The 23,596-nt window shown below is 42.1% G+C and carries 24 protein-coding genes; 14 read left to right on the forward strand and 10 right to left on the reverse strand.

All coding sequences use genetic code 11. The annotated features are described in order from the left end of the window. Positions 1-27 precede the first annotated feature (27 nt). Together AWT60_RS07295 and AWT60_RS07300 are read right to left on the reverse strand one after the other, a co-directional pair. Positions 28-870 (reverse strand): aldo/keto reductase, encoded by an 843-nt coding sequence (locus tag AWT60_RS07295; protein ID WP_056768292.1) that lies wholly within the window; start codon positions 868-870, stop codon positions 28-30. Positions 871-880: 10 nt separating this feature from the next. Next, positions 881-2,068 carry an MFS transporter gene (locus AWT60_RS07300; protein ID WP_326349508.1) on the reverse strand — a complete coding sequence of 396 codons (1,188 nt, stop codon included), beginning with the start codon at positions 2,066-2,068 and terminating at the stop codon, positions 881-883. Positions 2,069-2,223: 155 nt separating this feature from the next. On the opposite strand from AWT60_RS07300, the gene AWT60_RS07305 reads away from it, so the two are divergent. Further along, the gene (locus tag AWT60_RS07305; protein WP_003217763.1) at positions 2,224-2,595 is read left to right on the forward strand and encodes a winged helix-turn-helix transcriptional regulator; all 372 of its coding nucleotides are present in this window, start codon (positions 2,224-2,226) and stop codon (positions 2,593-2,595) included. 38 nt (positions 2,596-2,633) lie between these two features. On the opposite strand, the gene AWT60_RS07310 is transcribed toward AWT60_RS07305, so the two are convergent. Further along, positions 2,634-4,934, reverse strand: a complete 2,301-nt coding sequence (locus tag AWT60_RS07310) for a helix-turn-helix domain-containing protein (RefSeq protein ID WP_163114923.1) — start codon at positions 4,932-4,934, stop codon at positions 2,634-2,636. Between the two features lie 231 nt (positions 4,935-5,165). Here AWT60_RS07310 and AWT60_RS07315 point away from each other — a divergent pair, with 231 nt between their 5' ends. From AWT60_RS07315 to AWT60_RS07345, 7 genes are all read left to right on the forward strand, one after another. Then, positions 5,166-6,131 (forward strand): ABC transporter permease, encoded by a 966-nt coding sequence (locus AWT60_RS07315; protein ID WP_041107330.1) that lies wholly within the window; start codon positions 5,166-5,168, stop codon positions 6,129-6,131. Positions 6,132-6,149: 18 nt separating this feature from the next. Continuing rightward, positions 6,150-7,262 (forward strand): glycoside hydrolase family 88/105 protein, encoded by a 1,113-nt coding sequence (locus AWT60_RS07320; protein ID WP_041107328.1) that lies wholly within the window; start codon positions 6,150-6,152, stop codon positions 7,260-7,262. Beyond that, complete coding sequence (locus tag AWT60_RS07325) at positions 7,259-7,783, forward strand: hypothetical protein (RefSeq protein WP_041107326.1); 525 nt, start codon at positions 7,259-7,261, stop codon at positions 7,781-7,783. The genes AWT60_RS07320 and AWT60_RS07325 overlap by 4 nt, the downstream gene beginning before the upstream one ends. 17 nt (positions 7,784-7,800) lie before the next feature. Beyond that, positions 7,801-9,090 carry a Gfo/Idh/MocA family protein gene (locus AWT60_RS07330; RefSeq protein WP_041107324.1) on the forward strand — a complete coding sequence of 430 codons (1,290 nt, stop codon included), beginning with the start codon at positions 7,801-7,803 and terminating at the stop codon, positions 9,088-9,090. A 20-nt stretch (positions 9,091-9,110) separates the two neighbouring features. Further along, positions 9,111-9,794 (forward strand): YesL family protein, encoded by a 684-nt coding sequence (locus tag AWT60_RS07335; RefSeq protein ID WP_041107322.1) that lies wholly within the window; start codon positions 9,111-9,113, stop codon positions 9,792-9,794. A gap of 54 nt (positions 9,795-9,848) precedes the next feature. Next, positions 9,849-10,160 carry a rhodanese-like domain-containing protein gene (locus tag AWT60_RS07340; RefSeq protein ID WP_024424882.1) on the forward strand — a complete coding sequence of 104 codons (312 nt, stop codon included), beginning with the start codon at positions 9,849-9,851 and terminating at the stop codon, positions 10,158-10,160. 100 nt (positions 10,161-10,260) lie between these two features. Further along, a complete protein-coding gene (locus AWT60_RS07345; protein ID WP_024424881.1) occupies positions 10,261-10,443 on the forward strand; it encodes a sporulation protein Cse60 in 183 nt (60 codons plus the stop codon). Positions 10,444-10,488: 45 nt separating this feature from the next. Here AWT60_RS07345 and AWT60_RS07350 read toward each other — a convergent pair whose 3' ends face one another. The 4 genes from AWT60_RS07350 to AWT60_RS07365 all read right to left on the reverse strand — a co-directional run bounded on the left by AWT60_RS07350 (position 10,489) and on the right by AWT60_RS07365 (position 14,283). Further along, on the reverse strand, positions 10,489-11,013 hold the full coding sequence (locus tag AWT60_RS07350; RefSeq protein ID WP_024426197.1) for a CbrC family protein: 525 nt from the start codon (positions 11,011-11,013) through the stop codon (positions 10,489-10,491). Positions 11,014-11,143: 130 nt separating this feature from the next. Beyond that, a complete protein-coding gene (gene opuD / locus AWT60_RS07355) occupies positions 11,144-12,676 on the reverse strand; it encodes a glycine betaine transporter OpuD (protein WP_041107320.1) in 1,533 nt (510 codons plus the stop codon). Positions 12,677-12,817: 141 nt separating this feature from the next. After that, on the reverse strand, positions 12,818-13,015 hold the full coding sequence (locus AWT60_RS07360) for a hypothetical protein (RefSeq protein WP_024424878.1): 198 nt from the start codon (positions 13,013-13,015) through the stop codon (positions 12,818-12,820). Further along, positions 13,012-14,283 carry a BaiN/RdsA family NAD(P)/FAD-dependent oxidoreductase gene (locus AWT60_RS07365; protein WP_034279477.1) on the reverse strand — a complete coding sequence of 424 codons (1,272 nt, stop codon included), beginning with the start codon at positions 14,281-14,283 and terminating at the stop codon, positions 13,012-13,014. Before AWT60_RS07365 ends, AWT60_RS07360 begins: the two co-directional genes overlap by 4 nt. 175 nt (positions 14,284-14,458) lie before the next feature. Between AWT60_RS07365 and AWT60_RS07370 the strand changes: the two genes are divergently transcribed. Together AWT60_RS07370 and AWT60_RS07375 are read left to right on the forward strand one after the other, a co-directional pair. Beyond that, positions 14,459-16,081, forward strand: a complete 1,623-nt coding sequence (locus AWT60_RS07370; RefSeq protein ID WP_025092401.1) for a putative polysaccharide biosynthesis protein — start codon at positions 14,459-14,461, stop codon at positions 16,079-16,081. A gap of 16 nt (positions 16,082-16,097) precedes the next feature. After that, positions 16,098-16,814 carry a pseudouridine synthase gene (locus AWT60_RS07375; protein WP_218677084.1) on the forward strand — a complete coding sequence of 239 codons (717 nt, stop codon included), beginning with the start codon at positions 16,098-16,100 and terminating at the stop codon, positions 16,812-16,814. A gap of 122 nt (positions 16,815-16,936) precedes the next feature. On the opposite strand, the gene AWT60_RS07380 is transcribed toward AWT60_RS07375, so the two are convergent. Next, positions 16,937-17,158 (reverse strand): DeoR family transcriptional regulator, encoded by a 222-nt coding sequence (locus AWT60_RS07380; protein WP_008356419.1) that lies wholly within the window; start codon positions 17,156-17,158, stop codon positions 16,937-16,939. A 370-nt stretch (positions 17,159-17,528) separates the two neighbouring features. After that, positions 17,529-18,827, reverse strand: a complete 1,299-nt coding sequence (locus AWT60_RS07385; protein ID WP_076840265.1) for an NCS2 family permease — start codon at positions 18,825-18,827, stop codon at positions 17,529-17,531. Positions 18,828-18,921: 94 nt separating this feature from the next. Between AWT60_RS07385 and pepV the strand changes: the two genes are divergently transcribed. Beyond that, on the forward strand, positions 18,922-20,322 hold the full coding sequence (gene pepV, locus AWT60_RS07390) for a dipeptidase PepV (protein WP_218677085.1): 1,401 nt from the start codon (positions 18,922-18,924) through the stop codon (positions 20,320-20,322). A gap of 29 nt (positions 20,323-20,351) precedes the next feature. Further along, positions 20,352-20,978: a Type 1 glutamine amidotransferase-like domain-containing protein gene (locus AWT60_RS07395; protein ID WP_218677086.1), complete on the forward strand. Its 627-nt coding sequence runs from the start codon at positions 20,352-20,354 to the stop codon at positions 20,976-20,978. 48 nt (positions 20,979-21,026) lie between these two features. Here the strand turns inward: AWT60_RS07395 and cysK are convergent, their stop codons facing one another. After that, on the reverse strand, positions 21,027-21,956 hold the full coding sequence (gene cysK, locus AWT60_RS07400) for a cysteine synthase A (protein ID WP_041107304.1): 930 nt from the start codon (positions 21,954-21,956) through the stop codon (positions 21,027-21,029). 94 nt (positions 21,957-22,050) lie between these two features. Here cysK and thpR point away from each other — a divergent pair, with 94 nt between their 5' ends. Continuing rightward, on the forward strand, positions 22,051-22,602 hold the full coding sequence (gene thpR / locus AWT60_RS07405) for an RNA 2',3'-cyclic phosphodiesterase (protein WP_075622005.1): 552 nt from the start codon (positions 22,051-22,053) through the stop codon (positions 22,600-22,602). Between the two features lie 25 nt (positions 22,603-22,627). After that, positions 22,628-23,563 (forward strand): hypothetical protein, encoded by a 936-nt coding sequence (locus AWT60_RS07410; protein WP_218677087.1) that lies wholly within the window; start codon positions 22,628-22,630, stop codon positions 23,561-23,563. Positions 23,564-23,596 lie beyond the last annotated feature (33 nt).

The raw sequence follows: 23,596 nt of genomic DNA on the forward strand, positions 1-23,596 counted from the left end.
CAAAGCAAAAAAGCGGGGGTGTTTTCATTAAAAGTCGAAATTATCTGGATCTGGACCGATACGTTTGTTTTCATTTAAGTCAGAAAGACGTTTCATATCTTCATCAGATAAGACAAAATCAAATATATCAGCGTTTTCCTTTAAACGATGTGCTTTCGTTGATTTTGGGATGGTGATGACACCTTTTTGTACATCCCAGCGCAAAATAATTTGAGCAGGTGTTTTACCGTATGTGTCTGCGAGCTCTGTGATCAGCGGGTGATGCAGCAGTTCACCCTGCATCAGCGGTGACCAAGCTTCCATTTGAATGCCGCGAGAGTTCAAATACGTAGAGAGTGTTTCCTGCGTTAGTTTTGGATGAAATTCTACTTGGTTGATCGCTGGTTTGATGTCTGCATCTTTTAATAGCTCGTCTAGATGATGCGGCTGGAAGTTGCTCACTCCGATGGCTCTGACCTTTCCTTCACGATACAAGGTTTCCAGTGCACGCCAAGCTTCTTTGTATTTTCCTTCAACCGGCCAATGGATTAAATACAGATCAAGGTAGTCAAGCTGAAGTTTTTTTAAGCTTTCTTCGTATGCATTTAGAGTAGATTCATATCCTAAATCGGCATTCCACACTTTTGAGGTGACAAAGATGTCCTCACGGCGCAGTCCTGTTTCTGCTAAACCAAGCTGTATGCCTCGTCCAACACCTTCTTCATTTCCGTAAATAGCCGCTGTATCAATACTGCGATAGCCTATTTGAATGGCTGTTTTGACAGCATCAACTAATTCTGCTCCATCTTCCACCTTAAATACACCAAGGCCAAAGCCTGGCATGAGAACCCCATTGTTTAATGTTTTTGTACTTTGTAAATGTTCCATCATAAAAACTCCTTTAAATGGTTTGTGTTTGTTCTTTTTGTTCTATTTGATAACTGATCATCGTAAGAATGGCTGCGATGAGGACCATGATGCCGCCGACCCAGCCTGTATGCACAAGCCCAAGTGTATCTGTCACGATGCCGCCTAAAAATGAGCCAATAGCAATACCGGCATTAAAGGCAGCGATATTCATAGCAGATGCGACGTCGACCGCTCCAGGTGTGTATCTTTCTGCAAAATCAACGACGGCTACTTGCAGCCCAGGCACATTCATGAAAGCAAACAGCCCCATCAGCATGACGGTTCCAATGCCTAACACTGTGAATCCTGCAGTGAAGCTAAGGATAAACAAGATGATGCTTTGGATAATAAACATATAGATCAGTGCTTTCATTGGCTGTTCATTAGCAGCTTTTCCGCCAATGACATTTCCGGCTGCGATCGTGATTCCGTATAAAAGCAGAATCAAGGCCACAGCCCCAGGCGCAAGACCTGTCACATGCTGCAAGAGAGGAGATAAATACGTGAAGACGACAAAGGTTCCTCCATACCCTGTGGCTGTAATGACAAATAAAAGCAAAATTCTTTTTGTTTTTAATAGGACAGCTTGATCTTTAAAAGATGTTTTCACACCCTGCTTTAATTCAGACGGAACAAGAAAATAGTTGGAAATCAGTGCAATTAGACCAATGATCACAATCACACCAAATGATGTCCGCCAGCCGAACTCGTGACCAAGAAATGTCCCGAATGGCACACCTGTCACAGTTGCTACTGTTAAACCAGTGAACATAAAGGCAATCGCGCTTGCTCGTTTTTCTTTCACGACAAGGCTTGCAGCAATCGTAGAACCGATGGACATGAAGATTCCATGGGACAAGGCTGAAATCACCCGGCCGATTAACAGCACTGAAAAAGTCGGGGCAACGGTGGCAAGTGTATTACCAATCAAAAAGACGAGCATAATGAGCAAAAGCAATGTCTTTCTTTTCATCGTGGAAGTAAGGGAAGTCAAAATAGGCGCACCAAATGTCACACCAAGTGCATATAAAGAGACAGTCCAGCCCGCCTGACTGACGCTCACTCCAAAGTCTTCTGAGATCATTGGCAAAAGACCGACACTAATGAACTCAGTTGTTCCTATAGCAAAAGCACTAATCGCTAGTGCGAGAAGAGCAAAATGGTTTTGCTTTTTCTTCATAAGTAAGTTCACATCCTTCTGTGATGACATTTTGATAGACGAAGCCGATCGGCAAGAGTTATTATCTAACATAGATGACGAAAAAAAAAGTACGTACTTTTTTGTAATATAGGTACTAAAAAGTGCCTGTTCGTACAAAGAGGAGTGAACATTCGATGGAAAAGAAAAAATATAATATCTCTGTGGAAGCAACGCTTGAGGTCATAGGCGGGAAGTGGAAGTGTGTGATTTTATGTCATTTGACACACGGGAAAAAACGGACGAGCGAATTGAAGCGGCTCATGCCAAACATCACACAGAAAATGCTCACGCAGCAGCTGAGAGAGCTTGAAAGTGATGGGGTCATTAATCGAATTGTCTATGAACAGGTGCCGCCTAAAGTGGAATATGAATTAAGTGAATACGGACAGTCGCTCGAAAGAATTCTCAATGCGCTATGCGATTGGGGGGCAGCTCATATTGAACGTGTGTATGGAGAGCCGCTTTCCGTGCTGGAAGACAGCATCTTAAATGAACAGTTTAAATAAAAGAGTCCCGCTTTCTTGTGAGAGCGGGACTCTTTGTCTTACATGCCTTTTTTCTGGTCGCGGTATTTCCCAGGAGTAGTACCTTCCAGCTTTTTAAAGGACCGGATGAAATTTTGCGGGTTTTTATATTTCAGTTTTTCCGAAATTTCTTTGACGGACATATCGGTTTCTACTAGCCAGTTTTTAGCGACATGGTGTCTGTAGGAAGAGAGATATTCACTAAAGGAGATATCCATTTCCTTTCTGAAAATGCTGCTTAAATAATTGGGATTGTAATGCAGACGTGTGGCGATTTCATCCAATGTGAGATCTGAGTCGAATTCTTGATGAATAATATGAATGATTTTTTCTGAGATGTTTTTGTATTGTGAGTCTTCACGTGCAGCAAGCTGGTCAATAATTGGCCGGATGATCTCATGTTTGAGCCATGCTTCTGTATCTTCAAAGGTTTTAAATTCAAAAATCGTATCATAGAGCATTTTGTTATCTTCGACCTCAAATAATTCAATGCCCAGCAAATGCATCAGCTCAATTAAATTGTTTAAAAAACGAGCGAGGGCAATATGATATTCGTGCGGTCCTGCATTTTTAGAAAAAATGGATTGCAGGAGCACATGTAAATAGTGATCCGCTTTGCCTTGATCGCCAGCTTTCATCGCATCAAATAAATCATGCTGCAGCTGCTTTGGAAAATGGGTTTTGAACGTCTTTCCTTGCTGGATATGCTCATATAAGATAATGGACTTTTTCTCTGCTTTGAGTCTGTATTTTAAGGCTTCTTTTCCTTCAATGTAAGCATGTTTTGCCATCGTGAGTTCCTTAAACTGACGGCTGATCCCAATGCTGATCGATAAACCGAGCTCTTCTTCAATACGCTGCTGAATGCTTTCTGCTAATTGATTTAAATATTCAGTAAACTCTTCATCTGAATTTGAGTGGTTGAGGATAATCGTTGTTTGATGCTGATTGACAACGGTTGGCTGAAGGTGCTCCTCTTGCGGAATAATCTGCTCGATCAGTCCATTGATCGCAAATAAAAGCAAGTCAGCATCTTTTTTTTCATAAGGTGTTCCTTTTAATGTATCGATTTGGGTCACAAGCATGGACAAATGAGACCAGCCCTGAGGAAAGCCTAAGCTTTGGAACCGGTTGTTTACTTCTTCATCTGTCAGCTTTCCAAGCAGCAGCCGTACCATAAAGTATTGCTGTAAGTGTGTCACTTGTTGCTCAATCCGTTCCTCTAAATCATTGTTTTGATCTTTCATTTGTTTAATACTCGATTCAATCAACTCAAATTCATTTTGAAAAGGCTGTTTTTGCAAAAATGATTCATTGCGTGCAAATGACTCGTATAATAAGCGGATTGGTTTATAAAAATGTCTAGAACCAAACCATGAAAATAGTAATGAAAGCGCTAACAAAATAGTGCAGATAATAAAGGTAATCCACCCAATTGATTTCGTTTGCTGTTTAAGTTCTGGAATAGAAACAAAGGATAGGTACGTCCATTCATTATAATCTGATTTTTGAAATGTGATTTGATAGTTGAGTTCGTCGACCTTCATATCAAATTGGCCTGATCGTTTTTCAAGTGAGAGCACATGTTTGACGATATCTTGATGTTTCAGCGATTCACCAATTTGTTCTTTGCGATTATGTAGCAGCACTTTTCCGTTTGTATCGATGACAAACATACTATCCGATTGAGAGAAGTCAGGCATGTTATCAGCAATTACGCAGCTTGGAATGCTGGCGACAGCGATTCCCTTTTTTTGAACGCTGTTCATAGGCAGTTGTTTGATTAAATTCACATTGTACTTGCAAAAGGATGCTTTTCCTTCTTTGGTTGCAACAAGTGGATTATTCTCTTCAAGTGCCCAGCTGGAGTGACTTGGTATATTGAGGTAAGAGGTCAGCGCTTTTTCTTGGTCTTCGCTTGTGACATGATAAAGCCCCGAATTGTTCATGTACCAGTCTTCCATTTTACTGACGAGTGTAATATTGGAAAGGTCGGTGTCAAAGGTTTGCAGGTAGTTCAGTTCCTGCTGTACTTGATTATAAAGCTGGAATTGGTCTGGATTTAAAGGTTCTGCCAGTGTTTGAAGGAGAGGCGGCGAACTGACATAGTGAGTGAGAGAATGATCAACAGTTTTTAAAATATGCTCAATATTGGATTGCGTTTGTTTTACGCTGTCGAGCTTTTCATTTGAGATATTTTCAAGTGCTGTTTTTTGCGAATGCTGATAAGAAAAAATGCCGACAATGATAACAGGAATCGTACTAAGTATGAAAAAAAACGTCACTAGCTTGTAATAAAATTTGTACTGCCTTCTTTTCATAAAACCCCCCATTTCAAACGAAACAATCTTTTCCCCTTAATTTATTAATCCAAAAATCTGGTAGGTTTGTCAATAATCATTTTCTGAGATCAGGATCATTTTCTTATGTTTTATGTAACGTTTTGAGTAGCATCACCTATGAAAATATGATCTGTTGATATGATTGTAGACGGATTTTTCATCCTTAAGATACAGTTAACACATGCATTAGCATGAGGGGAGGCTTTATCAATGAAAACAGAGGATGTCACTGCCAAGGGTGTGCCTGCGGCAGCTTTGAAAAGCGAAAAAAGAAAGCGCTTACTTAATCAATTACTTAGTCAAAAGTTTTTGTATTTAATGATTTTGCCGGGGCTCATTTATTTTATTGTTTTTAAATATGTGCCAATGTGGGGGCTCATTATTGCCTTTCAAGATTACCAGCCGTTTCTCGGCATTCTTGGCAGTGAGTGGGTTGGCTTTAAACACTTTATTCGATTGTTTACAGAACCAACATTTTTCATCTTATTAAAAAATACGCTGATTTTATTTGCCATGAATGTCGTGATTTTCTTTCCAATTCCGATCTTATTAGCCCTTCTTTTAAATGAAGTGAGATTGGCATTGTTTAAGAAATTTGTACAGACGATGATTTATATCCCTCACTTCATGTCATGGGTAATTGTCGTGTCCTTATCTTTTGTTTTGTTAACAGTAGATGGCGGGTTAATTAATGAATTGATTGCTTTCTTTGGAGGAGAAAAGATTAACTTCCTTCTTAGTCAGGAATGGTTTAGACCGATGTACATTTTACAGGTAATCTGGCGGGAAGCAGGATGGTCAACAATCATTTACCTTGCGGCGATTACAGCGGTAGATCCGCAGCTATATGAAGCAGCAAAAATGGATGGGGCCGGGAGACTGAGACAAATGTGGCACATCACACTTCCTGCCATTAAAAGTGTCATTGTGGTTCTGCTTATTTTAAAAATCGGTGATACGCTTGAGCTTGGCTTTGAGCATGTCTATCTATTACTGAACGCAACGAACCGGGAAGTAGCAGAGATTTTTGATACGTACGTTTATACAGCAGGTCTTAAGCAAGGACAATTCAGCTATAGTACCGCTGTTGGTTTATTTAAAGCAGCCGTTGGACTTATTTTGGTCATGCTGGCAAACCGTTTAGCGAAGAAATTCGGGGAAGAAGGTATTTATTAAAAAGGGAGATGAGGAAGAATGACATTATCAATTGAAAAGGGATCACCACTTGAGCATGCAGAGAAATTAGCACAAACCATTATGAAAGCGTATACACCGATTGAGCTGCCGCCAGCTGGAAGATGGCATTATCATCAAGGGGTTTTCCTTTGCGGTGTCATGAAGCTATATGAGGCAACAGGGAACGAGGCGTATTTCGATTATGTGAAAAACTATGCGGACTCCCTCATTGATGAGTACGGAAATTTATTATTTCGCAGGGATGAGCTTGATGCCATTCAAGCAGGACTCATTTTATTCCCTCTTTACGAACGAACGAGAGAGAAACGGTATGTGCTGGCGGCGGAGAAACTGCGCGGACTTTATCGTACGCTAAACCGCACGTCTGAGGGCGGATTTTGGCATAAAGACAATTATGCTTATCAAATGTGGCTCGATGGTCTCTACATGGGCGGTCCTTTTGCCTTAAAGTATGCTCAGCTTAAAGGTGAAGAGTCACTAGTGGATATGGTCATTCATCAAGAGCATCTCATGAGAAAGCATACGAAAGATGAACAAACAGGTTTGTATTATCATGCGTGGGATGAACGAAAAACGATGCCATGGGCTGATCAAAAGACCGGCTGTTCCCCAGAGTTTTGGGCAAGATCGTTCGGCTGGTATGTCCTTGCATTAGCAGATATGATCGAGGACCTGCCCGAGCATCATGAAAGGCGGAAGGTATGGAAGGAAACGCTGACAGACATGCTGGAAAGTGTGGCAAAGTACCAGGATCAAAAGACAGGTCTCTGGCATCAAATCATTGATAAAGGAAATCACAGTGACAATTGGCTTGAAAGCTCGGGGTCGTGTTTATTCATGTACGCCATGGCAAAGGCCATGAATGAAGGGTATGTGAGCCTCCGTTATGTTGATCATGTGGTCAGAGCATATCAAGGCTTGATTCAGCATAAGACGGCTGAGAAAGAAAATGGTGATTTTACCATCAATGATATTTGTATTGGAACATCTGCGGGATTTTATGATTACTACGTTGGAAGAGAGCGGAGCACAAATGACTTGCACGGGGCAGGCGCTTTTATTATGGCGTTAACTGAGCTAGAAAAGCTGTCTGTTTTTCAAAAGGCATGAGGAGGCAAAAAAGAGCCGCCGTATGGCTCATCAGTTTCATCGCTGCCATTTGTTTATCTGCCTGTCAGGGGAAAACAAACGGGATCGATGTCCTGATTTTTTCTGATATGTCAAAGGGAATGAAGGATCAATTAGTGGAGAAGGCTTTTCAGCCGAAACAAGAGACTTATAGCGTCCACATCTTTCCGGCGATTCCTGAAAAGCTTCTTGTTGAAATTACCTCAAAAGAGGGGGACGTGATGCTTGTTCCAGAAGAAATGTTTAGAACGTATGATGATCCTGAAAGCTTTCAGCTGCTGGAAGAGATGGAAATAGGCGATCAAGCAGCAGGACCATATACGGTCGAGGACAAAAAGACAGGGAAAACGGTCGATTATGCAGTTCAAATCAATAAAGGAAAGAAAAAACTCAACGGCTATACCTTTCAATTACACCGAGATATGGTCGCTTTCATTCCCGTGTATGCTGATAAGACGGAAGAGGCGCTGTCTCTCATGAAACAGCTTCGTGAAAACCAATAGAAAATGGGGTGGGGAATGTGAAACGGGTCGTGATTTGCGGGCTGAGCCATCGTGCGTTCAATATGTTTATTCAACCGCTCATAGAGGATTTCAATGAGCATTATCGGATTACAGGGCTCCTAGATATAGATCATCAGCGGTATATACTTTGTCAGGAGCGTTTTCCGTCACTCCGGGGCGTTTCGTTTTTTCATGAAGATGCATTTGATCAGATGGTCAAAGAAACAAAACCAGATATCGTCATTGTGGCAGGCAGGGATGACACACATGTCACATATATCATGCAGGCACTTGACCATGATCTAGATGTCATCACTGAAAAGCCGATGGTGACAACAGCAAAAGACGCCAAAAAAGTGATGGAAAAAGAGGCGGAAAGTAAAGGGAAGGTCACGGTCACCTTTAATTATCGCTACAATCCTTTCCATCGAAAGGTAAAAGAACTGATTCTAGACGGGAAAATTGGAAGGGTCACATCTGTTGAACTGAGCTGGCTCATTGATACATATCATGGTGCTAGTTATTTCAAAAGGTGGAACCGCACACGTCAATTCTCTGGCGGACTGTCCATTCATAAGTCGACGCATCATTTTGATCTGGTCAACTGGTGGATTGATCAAAAGCCGAAGCAAGTATTTGCTTACGGGGCGCTGAACTATTACGGCAGCGAAAGCCCTTGGAATCCCTTGCAGGGGGAGGAAAATAGATTTTGCGGAACATGTCATGTGAAGGATATATGTCACTATGAAGCAAGGTGGAATCCGCGGGTTGAGCGCTCGAAGGTGGAGGACGACCATATTGAATCCGGTCAGGAGCAAACGCAGCAGTACTCAAACTATCGCCCGGATGCGTGCATTTTTGATCAGGAAATAGATATTGAGGATACATATGTGGCGTCAGTCGCTTATGATCAAGGGGCTCTGCTCAGCTATTCGATTCAATTCTCAGCCCCATATGAAGGCTACCGTCTGGCTATTAATGGGACGAAGGGGCGTATTGAAACAAATGAGTTTCATGTGCCATCAAGAATTCCTTTTCAATTTCCAGAACAAACAATTTCTTATTACCCGATGTTTGGATCAAAGGAGACGATTGAAGTAGTAAAGCAGCCAGGCGGACATGGCGGCGGAGATCCTCTGCTTTTGGCTGATTTATTTATAGGAAAAGATCCCTTGATTCACTATGACATCTTAGCAGGAGCAGAGGCTGGTGCTTATTCGATTGCTCTTGGTGAAGGCATGTGGCGCTCTGTCACAGAAAAACGCCCAATTGAAATCGATGAATTGTTTCATAAAGAGAAGGTGTAAAGAGAGAGGAGGGGAAAGAGATGGATCATGATGGTTCAATGAGCAGAATGCTGAGGATGTGTGAGTGGGTGATGAGACTCGCCTATACGAATTTGTTATGGCTTTTGTTCACCATTCTAGGGCTTGGCGTTTTTGGCTTGATGCCCGCGACCACTGCGTTATTTTCCGTGATGAGAAAGTGGATTCAAGGTCATGAGCAAGTCAATGTATTCCGCACTTTTTGGAAGGTATTCAGGGAGGAGTTTGTACGCTCTAACGTCATTGGAGTGGTGCTGTTCATCATTGGAACGATTATTTATGTCGACCTTGCTTATATCTATCCAACGAGCTGGCTCTTACATGTGCTTCGCTTTGCTATATATATTTTCGGTTTTCTGTTTATTGTGAGCTTATTTTATATTTTTCCGCTACTGGCTCATTACGATTGGAAAAAACGTCTCTATCTGAAATTCTCTCTTCTGCTTGGTATCTCATATTTGCAATATACACTCTCTATGCTTGTTTTCTCGGCTGTGCTGTTTGTTCTGTTTGCTTATTTACCGGGAATCGTGCCGTTCTTTAGTGTGAGCATACTCGCTTACGGTCATATGTGGCTGGCCTATCAAGTCTTTAAAAAGGTAGAGTTTGAAAGTGAGCACGAGACAGCCGAAGTGAAAAAGCGGCTGCCGTCTTTCCTTCAATCAAAGCGGGTGAATACGCAGTGAAGTGAATCATTTGCTATAATGGTGTCACCGTAATGAAAAGGAGAGATGAGAGTCGTGTCAGTGAAAGAAATTTCAATAGAAGAATTAAAACAAAAGCTGGAGCAGGAAGATGCCATTCAGCTTGTCGATGTACGTGAGGATGAAGAGGTAGCAGAAGGCATGATCCCGGAAGCCATCCACATTCGAATGGGCGATATCCCTGAGAAGCTGGATGCATTCGATCAAACGCAGGAATATTATATTATTTGCCGCTCTGGTAAACGTAGTGAAAATGTCTGCTATTATCTAGAAGATCAAGGCTACCAAGCGACCAATGTCGTTGGCGGGATGCTTGCTTGGACAGGAGAAACAAAACCGAAGCTGTAAATAGAAGGCCTTTCATCTTAACGATGAAAGGTTTTTTTGTTCATATGCCTCTCTCTATGTGCATAAAGATAGAGTAGCGAGAGAAGGGAGAGTGGCATAGGTGCTAAAGGTAGCTGTATTTGATGAAGAGCATGAGAAAGATTTGCAGAGTGAAATCAATCATTTTTTAAAAGGAATGGATGACGACCAAATCATTGACATCAAGTACAATGTAGCGGTGATCTGTGAGCAGGGAGGGGAACAGCTCTACTGTTTTTCTGCACTCATTTTATATAAAAAATAGACGGCATCAAAAAAAGGACCTGCTTGAAGGGTCCTTTTACTTTGGTTAGCTGGCGTCAATATATAACCGATGCTTGTTGCAGTGAACACATTGAAAAAGGTAGCCTTGTAAGTCTCCTCCGTTGACGAGCCATTGCTTTAGGTTCTCTTTTGTTAATCCTTCGCCGCTGCAAATGTCTTCGATATCCTCGGCGAGTTCTTCCTCTAGATGTTCAATCTCTTTCCAGCCGACATACTGGACGATTGCGCAAAAATCTCCGCAATGACTTAACCAATATTCTTGCTGCCATCCGCGATAGCCTGGCGTTCTGAAGATCAGCTCATCGATATATTCCTCTTGATCGACATCATCACAGCTTGCATCGTCTTGAAAGGTTCCATTGTATTTTTTCGCTGCTGATCCATCTTTAATGCACCAAGGACAAATTCCCTCTACATCTTCAACAGTATAAAAAGGGCCATGGTACACATAATCTCTTTCTTTCTCACAAACAGGACATGTCGTATGCTCTTTTTTGATCACGTTTAACGAAACTGGATCTGGGTTGTACTTGAACGTAGGTAACGTCATATAAACCTCCATTATGTAGAAAGTGATGATTCATCACTATTTTAAAGGAATCCTCAAGCTTACAACAATCTTAAATTGTTTATATAGAAAAAAGCCGTTCGGATAAGGAACGGCTTTTTCTCGCTTGCGATTATGCTTTTTTTACTCTTGGACTTCTTGGTTTATTGACTTTATTGGCTTGTTTGATGATTCTTCGTTCATCATTTAGTGATTTATACAGTGAGACAATCATCAATATAATGACAACGGAGAACGGCAAGGCTGCGAGCTTGGCTGTATTTTGCAAGGCTTCAAGTCCCCCTGAAAATAAAAGCACAGCAGCAACAGCCGATTGGATAATGCCCCAGCTGACTTTGACACTGCCAGAAGGATTCAATGATCCGTAGGTTGTCTGCATTCCAAGCACAAATGTAGCTGAATCAGCCGATGTAATAAAGAATACGGCGATTAAAATGAGTGCCAGTATCGATGTAATCATCGCCAGCGGATATTCATTCAGTACACCGAAGAGCATCGTTTCAGTTGAAAGACCTGCAACATCGACAATATTCTTTTGCTGTAAGTCCATTGCAGATACACCGAAAATCGAGAACCATAGGAATACTAGGATGGAAGGAGCGACTAAGACACCCACTAAAAATTCGCGAATTGTTCGCCCGCGTGACACTCTAGCGATAAAGATCCCGACAAATGGTGCCCAAGAAATCCACCATGCCCAATAAAAGATCGTCCATCCATTAATCCATTCTCTCTTTTCAGGATCATTGGGAGATAGACGGAAGCTCATTTGAACGATATTGGATAAGTATTGTCCAATCGAGTCAGTAAATGAATTTAAGATAAAAACAGTTGGACCTACCAAAAGTAAGAAAAACATCAGAACAGCTGCTAATACCATATTGATATTACTTAAGTATTTAATGCCTTTTCCAATCCCGCTTAAAGCAGATGCAAGGAAAAGCACCGTCACAATGATAATAATGATCAATTGTGTGCTAAAGGTATTTGGAATATGAAAAAGATAATTCAATCCACCATTTATTTGTGCCGCACCTAATCCTAGGCTTGTTGCAACACCAACCACAGTTGCAAATACCGCAATACAATCGATGGTTTTACCGATCCATCCGTGAATTTTATTTCCTAAAACGGGCTGCAGCGTTGCACTGATTAAACCAGGTGCATCTTTTCTAAATTTAAAGTAAGCAATGCAAAGTGCAACAATGGCATAAATAGCCCATGCATGAAGCCCCCAGTGGAAAAATGTATAGCGAAGGGAATCGCGGAAGGCCTGCGCAGTTTCAGTCTCCCCTGTTGGTGACTGAATAGCATAGTGGCTGATTGGTTCAGCTGCTCCGTAAAAAACAAGACCAATTCCCATACCGGCACTAAATAGCATAGCAAACCAAGAAAATAAACCAAATTCAGGCTCTTCCCCCGGCTTTCCTAGCGTAATCTTACCGATTGGGCTAAAAATAAAGAATAGACAAAAGCCGACAAGCAGTGATACCACTAACAAGTAATACCAGCCAAAGTCATTTGTAATGTATGTTTGAATTTGATCTGTGACATTTTGCAATGTGTCTGGAGAAAACGCTCCCCACATCACGGCAACAAATGTGATCGCAATCACAATCCAAAATACACTTGATACGTTTTTCACACCATCTCACTCTCCTGTTGTTCTACACGTTTAAGCAGAGGACTTTTGCTTAATATCCCCTAACTCAACTTATTTCAAACAAAAAGAGGCGAGCTTCTCACTCGACCTCTACTTTACCGTAACATGTTTTGCTTCCATTTATCAACTATCGATATGGGAAGACGATTTTTCCTCAATTCGTTTGCGAAGACGGTAGACATATTCTTTTAAACATACTGCAAAAATGGTAAACGCCAATACAATGGCGACTTTTAACGGGGTAATGGACAGCTTCAAGAAAACAGCGGCTGTCAAACTGATAACGACCGCAAGAACAATCGGTAATGCACGTCTGATCATTGATCTCTCTCCTTTGCTTCTAGTGCAGCATTCATCCCGGCAAGCCTGCCTGTCACAAGTGCTGACGTGATATTGTAGCCGCCTGTGTAGCCATGGATGTCTAAAATTTCTCCGCAGAAATAAAGACCGGGCATTTTTTTAGACGCCATTTTCTTCGGTTCAATTTCCTTCACAGAAACGCCGCCTCCTGTCACAAACGCTTTGTCCAAGGATAGCGTACCATTTGCATGCACAATAAAATGTTTGCAATCATGGGCAAATGCACGCAGTTTATCCTTGGCTAGACCAGAGAATGTGTCTTGTGGATCAATCCCGTTCCGTTCTAACAGAAACAATAAATAGCGTTCTTGCATCCAAGACTTGAGGACATTTTTAATGGCTTTCTTCGGTTCATCTTTAAGGTCACGATGAAGCTTCTGGAACAGCTCCTCGTCATTCAGCTTCGGATATAAGTCAATTTGAAGACGGACACTCGGCTGTTTTTTCAATTCCTTCACAACAAATCCGCTGCATCTAAGAACAGCTGGACCTGATAAACCAAAGTGAGTAAAAATCATATCCATGACATGTGTGACGACGGGTTTCCCTTTTTTATTTAAAACACTGACAGCCACACTTCTTAAAGAAAGACCTTGAAGCACTTTTTCTTTAATAAATCGTTCATCGGATGTGACCGGTACCTCTGTTGGGAAGAGCTCTGTAATGGTATGACCGGCTGCTTCTGCCCATGCATAGCCGTCTCCAGTAGAGCCGGTATGCGGCACACTTTTTCCGCCGACAGCAATGACGACAGACTTACTTGAAATTTTTTCATCATTATTTGTAACAATTCCAGCTGCTTGTCCGTCTTGATACAGAACTGTTTTAATTTTTTCGTTCGTTCGAATGGTGACATTGAGGGCGCGGAGCCTGTCTAGAAGGGCATCCACAACAGATTGTGCTTTGTTTGATACAGGGAACATACGTCCATGGTCTTCTTCTTTTAGTTCAATGCCAAGGTTTTCAAAAAACGAAATAATATCCTCGTTGTTGAACTCAGAAAATGCACTATATAGAAAACGGCCGTTTCCGGGAATATGTTTGATGATTTCTTCTACTGGAAGGCGATTGGTGACGTTACAGCGTCCGCCGCCAGAAATGGCCAGCTTTCTGCCAAGTTTGTTTCCTTTGTCAATTAACAGAACAGTCGCACCGTGCTCTGCTGATGCAATCGCGGCCATCAGCCCAGAAGGTCCGCCGCCAATGACAATGACATCATAATGTTTCATGTTACATTCCTCTTTCTACTTTCAGTCATTTTTCTATTATAACGAAGATTAGGGAAGGCTGAAATATGAATTGATTGGTTTTGTGACTTCCGTATTGGATTTGTTACCTGTGTGTTGAATTGATGTGGTAAAATAGTTAAGTTGAATATTCATTAGAAAAATGGTGGTTAAGCGCATGTCTAATAAACTGCTTCGTGGTACGTTGGTTTTAACGATAGGGACGTATCTCTCTCGTATTCTTGGTATGATTTATTTAATTCCATTTAGCGCAATGGTTGGAGCTACTGGTGGTGCGCTATTCCAATATGGATACAATCAGTATACGATCTTTTTAAGTATTGCTACGCTTGGTTTTCCAACAGCGGTATCAAAATTTGTTTCCAAATATAATGCGATCGGCGATTATGAGACAACAAGAAAAATGTTCAGGGCGGGTATGTCGGTCATGCTTGTCACCGGGATGATCGCCTTTTCTATTTTATATTTGTCCGCACCGATTTTTGCCAAGATTCAGCTTGGCGGATCAAATGAAACAGGCGGTTTGACTGTCGATCAAGTAGTATATGTGATTCGAATGGTCAGCTTAGGTCTTTTGGTTGTACCGATCATGAGTCTTGTACGCGGGTTCTTCCAAGGACACTCCATGATGGGACCGACAGCTGTTTCCCAAGTGATTGAACAACTTGTCAGAATCATCTTCCTATTAACGGCGACGTTTATTATTTTAAAGGTGCTTGACGGCGGGCTTGTCATTGCTGTCGGATATGCAACATTTGCGGCACTGATCGGTGCATTTGGCGGTTTATTCACGCTTTATTTATATTGGCTGAAGCGGAAGGATCGGCTCTTAGCTATGCAGCCGAATACAGGCGCTCACTCTGATTTATCTTATAAGCAAATGTTTACAGAGCTGTTTAGCTATGCGGCGCCGTATGTATTTGTTGGACTTGCGATTCCAATTTATTCTTATATCGATACAAACACAATTAACAGAGCCATGATTGCATCCGGACATCAGGATATTAGTACAGCGGTATTGTCCATTGTGACGTTATATTTACCGAAGGTCGTGATGATTCCTGTGTCACTTGCAACAGCGTTTGGCTTAACATTGATTCCGACGATTACGGAATTATTTACAGCACGTAATTACAAGCTGCTCAATAGACAAATTGATCAGACGATGCAAGTCATTTTATTTTTCGTGCTGCCTGCTTCATTTGGTATCTCGGCATTGGCTGGACCGGCTTATTGGTTTTTCTATCCGTCTGTTCATCCTGAGATTGGGATTTCCATTTTGTTCTGGTATGCACCTGTTGCATTATTGTTTTCTTTATTCACCATTAATGCAGCGATTCTGCAAGGGATCAACAAACAAAAATTTGCGATCGTCAGTCTTTTGTTAGGGATCATTATTAAAACGGTTCTGAACATCCCGCTGATCAGCTGGCTGCAAGGAAATGGTTCTGTATTGGCAACAGCATTAGGCTACAGTGCGTCCATCTTGTATATGTTTATCATGATTAAACGCCATGCCGGCTATTCTTTCCGCAGAATTTTCAAACGTTTTATTCTCATTGGTATTTTAACGGCGATCATGGCTGTCGTGGCATATTTGACAAGTCAGCTTGTGAACCAAGTAATTTCTTATGAAGACGGAATTTTACAAGCGGGTATCGTCATATTGATTTCCATGATCACTGGCGGCGGTGTGTATATGTACTTGTCTTATAAGGTGGGATTACTAGAGCGTGTACTGGGCAGCCGTATGCCGAAATTTTTAAGAAAAAAGAGTTAAGAAGAGGTAGATATTCATGAGGCTTGATAAATTACTTGCTAACAGCGGCTTTGGTTCAAGAAAAGATGTGAAAAAGCTTGTCAAGGCCCGGGCGGTCACAGTGAATGGAGAAGTGGCAAAGCAGGTGAAAGATCATGTTGATCCATCAAATGATGAAGTGCTCGTACACGGAGAGCGTGTAGAATATAAAGAATTCATTTACTTAATGATGAACAAGCCGGACGGAGTGATCTCAGCAACTGAAGATCTGCGGGATGAAACGGTTGTCGATTTACTCGAGCCGGAGGATATCGCAAGGGAGCCATTCCCTGTGGGGAGACTTGATAAGGATACGGTCGGTCTCCTTCTCCTCACAAATGATGGACAGCTTGCTCATCAATTACTTTCTCCAAAAAAGCATGTGCCAAAAACGTATGAGGTTCATTTGAAATATCCTTTAGGAGATCAAGACATTAAGCGTCTTGAAGAGGGCGTTGTCATCTTAGATGATTATCACACGAAGCCGGCGAAGGTGGAAGTAGATGCAAATGAAGAGGAAGATACACGCATCCGTTTGACGATTACTGAAGGGAAGTACCATCAAGTGAAGCTGATGGCCCAAGCGGTGGGAAATGAAGTGATCTTTTTAAAAAGGCTCTCGATGGGGGTTGTCTCTTTAGATGAAGATCTAGCACCGGGAGAGTACCGTGAATTGACGGATGAAGAATTAGACAGCTTAATGAATCGTGAATAACATAAGAACAAAAGACGAAGGGCTAAAATAAAAATCATTTTAGCCCTTCGTCAACAATTTGCAAAAGAAAAGAACCGGCATATCGCCGGTTCTTTTTGTTATATGGACAATTCATTATACGCTTAAGATGATATTTTTACTTTTTTTCTCGTTGTTTCCCATTTGCCTCTGCTTGGACTATGAACAAGATCGTTATAGGCAAGCACGTTTAAGTCTCTTTGAATGGTTCTAGGTGTGATCCCGAATTCATCAACCAGCTCTTGTGTCGTCACAAGACCTTTCTCTTGAATGAACATATAGACTGATTTGATTCGAGTCATCATACGGTTTGTTGAAGGTTTCAAAAAACCACTCCCTATCAATAAGATCGGATGGACTTGACTAACCACAACTTACTACACTAAAACTGCGAAATAAGGACAAGCAACAATGGTAAATGTTCGTGTTTCTTAATGTTTTATTCTATTATACACGTTATTATGCATCTAGTTCCACCAAAAAGTCAACTTTACGTGTTTTTAAACTTGTCTTCATGAAATGAAATATGGTATATATCATGATTTGAATCCGGTTACAACCCAATAATGATAAGGGATGCGATGGAAGCTGACATTTTCAAATTCCGAAAAATAAACACAGAAAATTTACAAAATAAAAAATTCAGTGAAGGCAAAAAGGCACATTCCATGTGAGGATGTGCCTTTTTTGTTTCTGTTATCCTTCTAAGAAAAAGAGCTGAATGAAAAATAAGACCGCAAAGATGAGAACAAGCACATGTACTTCTCTCCATTTCCCTTTCGCCAATTTCACAAGCGGATAGGAAATAAATCCAAGTGAAATTCCTGTAGAGATACTAGAAGTCAGCGGCATCGAAAGAATAACAAGGAAAGCAGGGAATGCCTCGTCTAGTTCGTTCCAGCGAATGCGTGACACCGAATTCATCATCAAGCAGCCAACAATGATTAAAACAGGTGATGTGATCGATGGTAAAGAGGAAATTGCTTGAACGAGCGGGCCAAAAAATAGTGCCACAATAAACAGCGCAGCGACCGTTAAAGACGTCAGCCCAGTTCTTCCGCCAGCAGCTACTCCTGATGATGATTCAATATAAGCAGTGGTTGGGCTTGTACCAAACATAGAACCAACCGTTGTTGCAGCCGAGTCAGCGAGCAGGGCTCTGCGCACTTTTGGCAGCTGGCCATTTTTCATTAATCCCGCTTGTTCGGCAACGCCGATCATAGTGCCTGTTGTATCAAAAATCGTCACCAGTAAGAAGGAGAAGACGACAGCATACAAATGATGAGAGAACACGTCACCAAAGGCAGCGATTGGATTTGTAATCAGCATGCCTTCAGGCAGTGCAGGGATGTCCATCAGTGTTTTAGGGAAATGAAGCTGGCCGGTTGCGAGCGCAATCAATGTGGTCGCTAACATGCCGATAAACAGTGCACCATTTATTTGAAGAACCATTAAAATAACCGAAATCATTAAGCCGACAAGCGTTAAAATGACAACTGGCGAGCTTAAATTGCCAAGCTTCACAAGGTTTTCTGGATCAGCAGCGATGATCCCAGACTGACGGAGGCCGATAAATGCAATGAAAAGCCCAATTCCTGCTGTAATGCCGTACTTTAAATTATCTGGAATGGCTTGAATCAGTTGTTTTCTAAGGGATGTTAACGATAAAATAATAAAGAGTAGACCAGCAACAAATACCGCACTAAACGCTGTTTGATAGCTGATGCCGCCACCGCCGACAACGGTAAAGGTGAAATAGACATTCAGCCCCATGCCTGGTGCAATGGCAATCGGATAATTTGCAAATAGTGCCATCCAGAGCGTACCGACAACAGCAGCGATGATTGTTGCAGTAAAGACTTGGTCAAAAGGAATACCTGCTTTTGAAAGAATTCCCGGGTTGACGGCAACAATATAGACCATGGTAAAGAATGTCGTCATACCAGCGATTATTTCTTTCTTTATGTTGGTTTGATTTTCTTTTAACTGAAACATAAAATCCTCCATTTACGAACATTATTACAAAACAATTAATATAATATTCGTTTTAAGGGTGGATTGCAACCTTTTTTCAAGGAGGAATGGAAAAATGAATTGGGAAGCTGAAGTAATACGAAAAAAAGACGACTTGATTCAGGACACACAATCTTTTTTACAAATTGAAAGTGTCCTTGATGAAGAAGGCGGCAAAGAAGGAAAGCCATTTGGTGAAAAAGTCGATGATGCCCTGCAGTATATGCTGAAAAAAGGGGAAGACGAAGGCTTCACAGTCAAGAATGTCGACGGCTATGCAGGTCATATTGAATACGGGGAAGGCGAAGACATTGTAGGTGTGCTGTGTCATGTGGACGTGGTTCCTGCTGGCGACGGCTGGACAACCCCGCCATTTTCAGCTGACATCAGAGAAAATAAAATCTTTGCACGCGGGGCTATTGATGACAAAGGCCCAACCATGGCGGCATTTTATGCGCTGAAAATCTTAAAAGATACTGGCCTGCAGCTGTCGAAAAAAATTCGAATGATCATTGGAACAGATGAAGAAAGCGATTGGCGCTGTGTGGATCATTATTTCAAGCATGAGGCGATGCCGCAAATCGGATTTGCACCAGACGCCGATTTTCCAATTATTCATGCGGAAAAAGGGATTATTGATGCCACCCTGTCATTTACATATCAACAAACAGCGAATCATCAGCGCTATACGCTGAAGCAATTTACATCGGGTATGAGGCTCAATATGGTGCCAGATGAGGCAGCTGCTACTGTGACTGCTGCACAGGAACACGATGCTGAATTAATAAAAACAGCTTTCAAAGCCTATCTTGCTGATCATCAATTATCTGGTGAGGTAAAAAGCGCAGCGGATGGACTGCATTTTACATTAAAAGGGGTATCTGTTCATGCCATGGAGCCGGCGCATGGGACAAATGCGGGCATTCATATGGCGAATTTCTTATGCGGACACGAATTAGATGAGCAGGGACTTGCCTTTACTTCCAAAATCAACGCTTTATTTGATCAGGATACAAGAGGACAAAAGCTGGGGATTGCTTGCAAAGATGAGATTAGTGGAGATTTGACGTTGAATGTTGGGACAATCCGCTATAAACAGAATGAGGAAGCAAAGGTAGGGTTAAATGTCCGCTATCCAGTGACAGCAGACGGCAAGGACGTCAAAAAAGGAATTGAAAGCATCAAAGGGGCGGCTCTTCTAAAATTCGAAGACAGTCCTCCGCATCACGTCTCAAAAGATCATCCGCTTGTGAAAACCTTGCAGCGGGTATATGAGGAACAAACGGGAGATCCTGCAACTCTTATTGCCATTGGGGGAGGAACGTATGCGAGATCTTTAGAAGCAGGCGTTGCCTTCGGACCTTTATTTCCTGGCAGACCAGACTGCGCCCATCAAAAGGATGAATATATTGAAATTGATGACTTACTGAGAGCAACAGCTCTTTATGCACAAGCCATGTATGAATTAGCAAAATAGAAATTGGAAAAGAGAAGAGGGGATTCACAGTGAAAAAAATGTTCTTATGCTCTTCATTCAAAGACAGTTATTCTCTCTTATCTGACTTTGCCGGTGAATCTTTAAAAGGGAAGTGCGTGACTTTCTTTCCAACGGCAAGTGCTGTAGAAGAAGTCACGCACTATGTGGAGGCAGCGAAGGAAGCTTTTCAGGAATTAGGGATGCAGCTTGAGACTGTACAGATAGATGAACAGTCCGCTGAAGAGATCGCGCAGATGATCAAACAAAATGATGTGATCTACGTTTCAGGAGGCAACACTTTTTATTTATTGCAGGAGTTAAGAAAGCATCGTCTCGATGACGTTTTGAAAGAAGAAATCAACAACGGCAAGCTGTACATCGGAGAGTCTGCGGGGAGTATCATCATGGCGCCAAGCATTGAATATATCTCCCTGATGGATGATCAAAAGAAGGCGCAGGAGCTTTCATCATTTCAAGGTGTCAATGAAATAAGCTGCTATCCAGTACCGCATATGCACAATGCCTATTTAGGCGAGGCTGCGCAGCTAATCACAGAGAAGTATCAGCAGACGCTCGATTTATGTCCGCTTACTGATGAACAGGCTTTACTTATCAGAGGGGAACAGGCTGAAGTGAAATCTGTCAAAACATCTTAACCGTGAAATGAAGAAAAAGGAACAGGGATTCATCGCCCTGTTCCTTTTTTAATCTTGAAAAACATCACTTGATAAGTATCGTTCGCCCGTATCTGCTGTCATACAGATCACAATTTGATCTGCCGGCAATTGTTTGGCTGTTTCAATGGCTGCATAGCAAGCCGCCCCAGAGGATGGGCCTACTAAAATTCCTTCAAGCTTAGCGAGCTGCCGTGTGATGTGATAAGCATCTTCGTCACTTACTTGCACGATGTCATCATAGACGTGCTCGTTTAAAATATGGGGGATAAATCCTGGGCTTGTGCCAACAAGTTTATGCTTCCCAGGTTTCCCGCCAGATAAGACAGGGGAACCCTTAGGCTCTGCCACACGGATGGTTAAATGAGGGAATGCTTTTTTTAATTCCTCTCCAGTTCCTGTAATAGTACCGCCTGTTCCAGCTGTTGCGACAAAGGCTCCAAGTGGCTGTCCAAGTTGTTTCACAGCTTCCATAATTTCGACTGCTGTTGTTCCTCTATGTGCATCTGGGTTCGCTCTATTGTCAAACTGCATGGGAATAAAGCTATGAGGAATTTGAGCAGCCAGTTCCTCAGCCTTGCGGATGCAGCCTGGCATTTTTTCTTCTCCTGGGGTTAAGACGACCTGCGCCCCGTATGCCTTCAAAATATTGATTCTTTCCTTTGTCATCGTATCAGGCATGACAAGGATGGCTTTGTAGCCTCTTGCGGCGGCATTCATGGCTAAACCAATCCCTGTATTCCCGCTCGTAGGCTCAATAATGGTTGCTCCTTTTGTGAGTTTCCCTTGTTTTTCTGCTTCGACGATCATATTGTAAGCCGCGCGGTCTTTTACACTTCCGCTGGGATTAAATGATTCCAGTTTTAAGTAAACAGCCGCCGCATTTTCTGGCTGGAGCCGCTGTAATTTGACAAGCGGTGTATCGCCAATCAGCTCAGCTATATTTTGTGCAACTTTCATCAGATGACACCCTTTCTTCTCATTCCGCATTTCTTTAGTTATACTATCATCAATGGGGATTCGTAAAGTTTGTTAAAAAAGGACAGGTGATATTGTGTCAGAAAACCGTCATTATTTTATAGGGATTCACATCCCTGAACAACTTGCGCATCAAATCAAACAAGACATTGATCAAAGGAGCGGACTGTTCTTTCAAAAATGGACAGCACCACATGATTATCATGTGACCCTTGTCTTTTTAGGCGCCATTCCAGAAGAACGTTTAAAAAAGATCATCCAGCTGCTTGACATCCTTTCAAATGAAGCGTCTGCATTTCCACTAGAGCTGAATGAGGTAGGGCAGTTTGGTGCGAAGGAACGCCCAAGAGTCTTTTTTGCAAAGCCTCATGAAAGTGAGCCGCTCATGCATGTAAGAGAAAAGGTAAAGGAAGCCGTCTTGTCAGCAGGACACCCTGTTGAAAAGAGACCGTTTCATCCGCATATGACGATTGCGCGCAAATGGAATGCGGATGACCCTTATGAAAAGCAAGCACCTTTACGCAAAGAGCCATATGTGATGGAGGTTTCTCGTATCACTTTATTTGAAATACGTCCGAAGGAAACCCCTCGTTATCACGCAATCAAACAATTTACACTACATAAATGATCCTAGAAGTTGGAGTGAGCAGCAGATGGCGCAAATTATCAAAATTCAAGATTATATATCACGATATGAACAAGACCCGCATCACTATATCAATCAATTCAATCGGTTGAAAAAACAAAGATGGGACGATTTAAAAAAGGCTTCAAAAGAGGAGGCGCAGCAACCGGTTGACCAAATTCCTCAACAAGCGCCTGAACAAGAGGAAGAAAAGAGAAAGAAATTCTCCTTAAAGAGAAAGCAAAAAGAAGCCGATATGAAAAAGGAACGGGACCTGAGTCTTTTTAACGAGCCGACAGATATAGAGCAAGGGGTTTTCAGAAACGTCCCTACCGATGAAACGAAGCTGATTCACTTTTTTAAGGATCATCTCTTTGAAGTGCAATTAAAATGGGCGAGTTCGACGATTTCACATATTTCAACCGTTTCCCATCATATTCGGTATGATGAAAAGCTGCGGATGCTTGCAAGGCAGCTTCCGGATTCTTATTTTGTGATGTACAAGCCGGTGCTGCTCATTCAAAAAGCTGAGATGGAATTATGTCCGATACTCATCACGCCGCTCGAAGTGATCTGTTTATCCTTCTTAGAGGCCGAGCCAGACAGCGTCTATATTGGAACAAAGGAACGTTTTTGGGAAAAACGGGCGACTGGGAAAGCTGTTCAGTCCGTCTTGAATCCTTGTCCAAGCCTTTTGCGTTCTGGCACCGTCGTGTCAAAGATTTTACAGCAAAGTGGTGTAGACCTTCCTGTGAAAAAAATCCTCATCAGCCGAACCTCTTATATTGATTTACCTGAAGTTCCATATGGGATGGAGGTTATCGATAAGAAGAAGGCAGAAGAGTGGTTTGAAAAGCAGCGGAAAAATTCGGCGCCGACAAAGCATCAGCAATTTAAGGCGACAAAGGCATTGCTTGCTTATGGTGAATCAGACAGCAAAAGAAGACAGGAATGGCTCGATTAAAGGCATGATGGAAGGTCACGAAAAATGAGACCT

It is taken from the genome of Bacillus sp. F2HM (assembly GCF_019266135.1).
In the GTDB taxonomy this organism is placed as follows: Bacteria; Bacillota; Bacilli; order Bacillales; family Bacillaceae; genus Bacillus; species Bacillus safensis.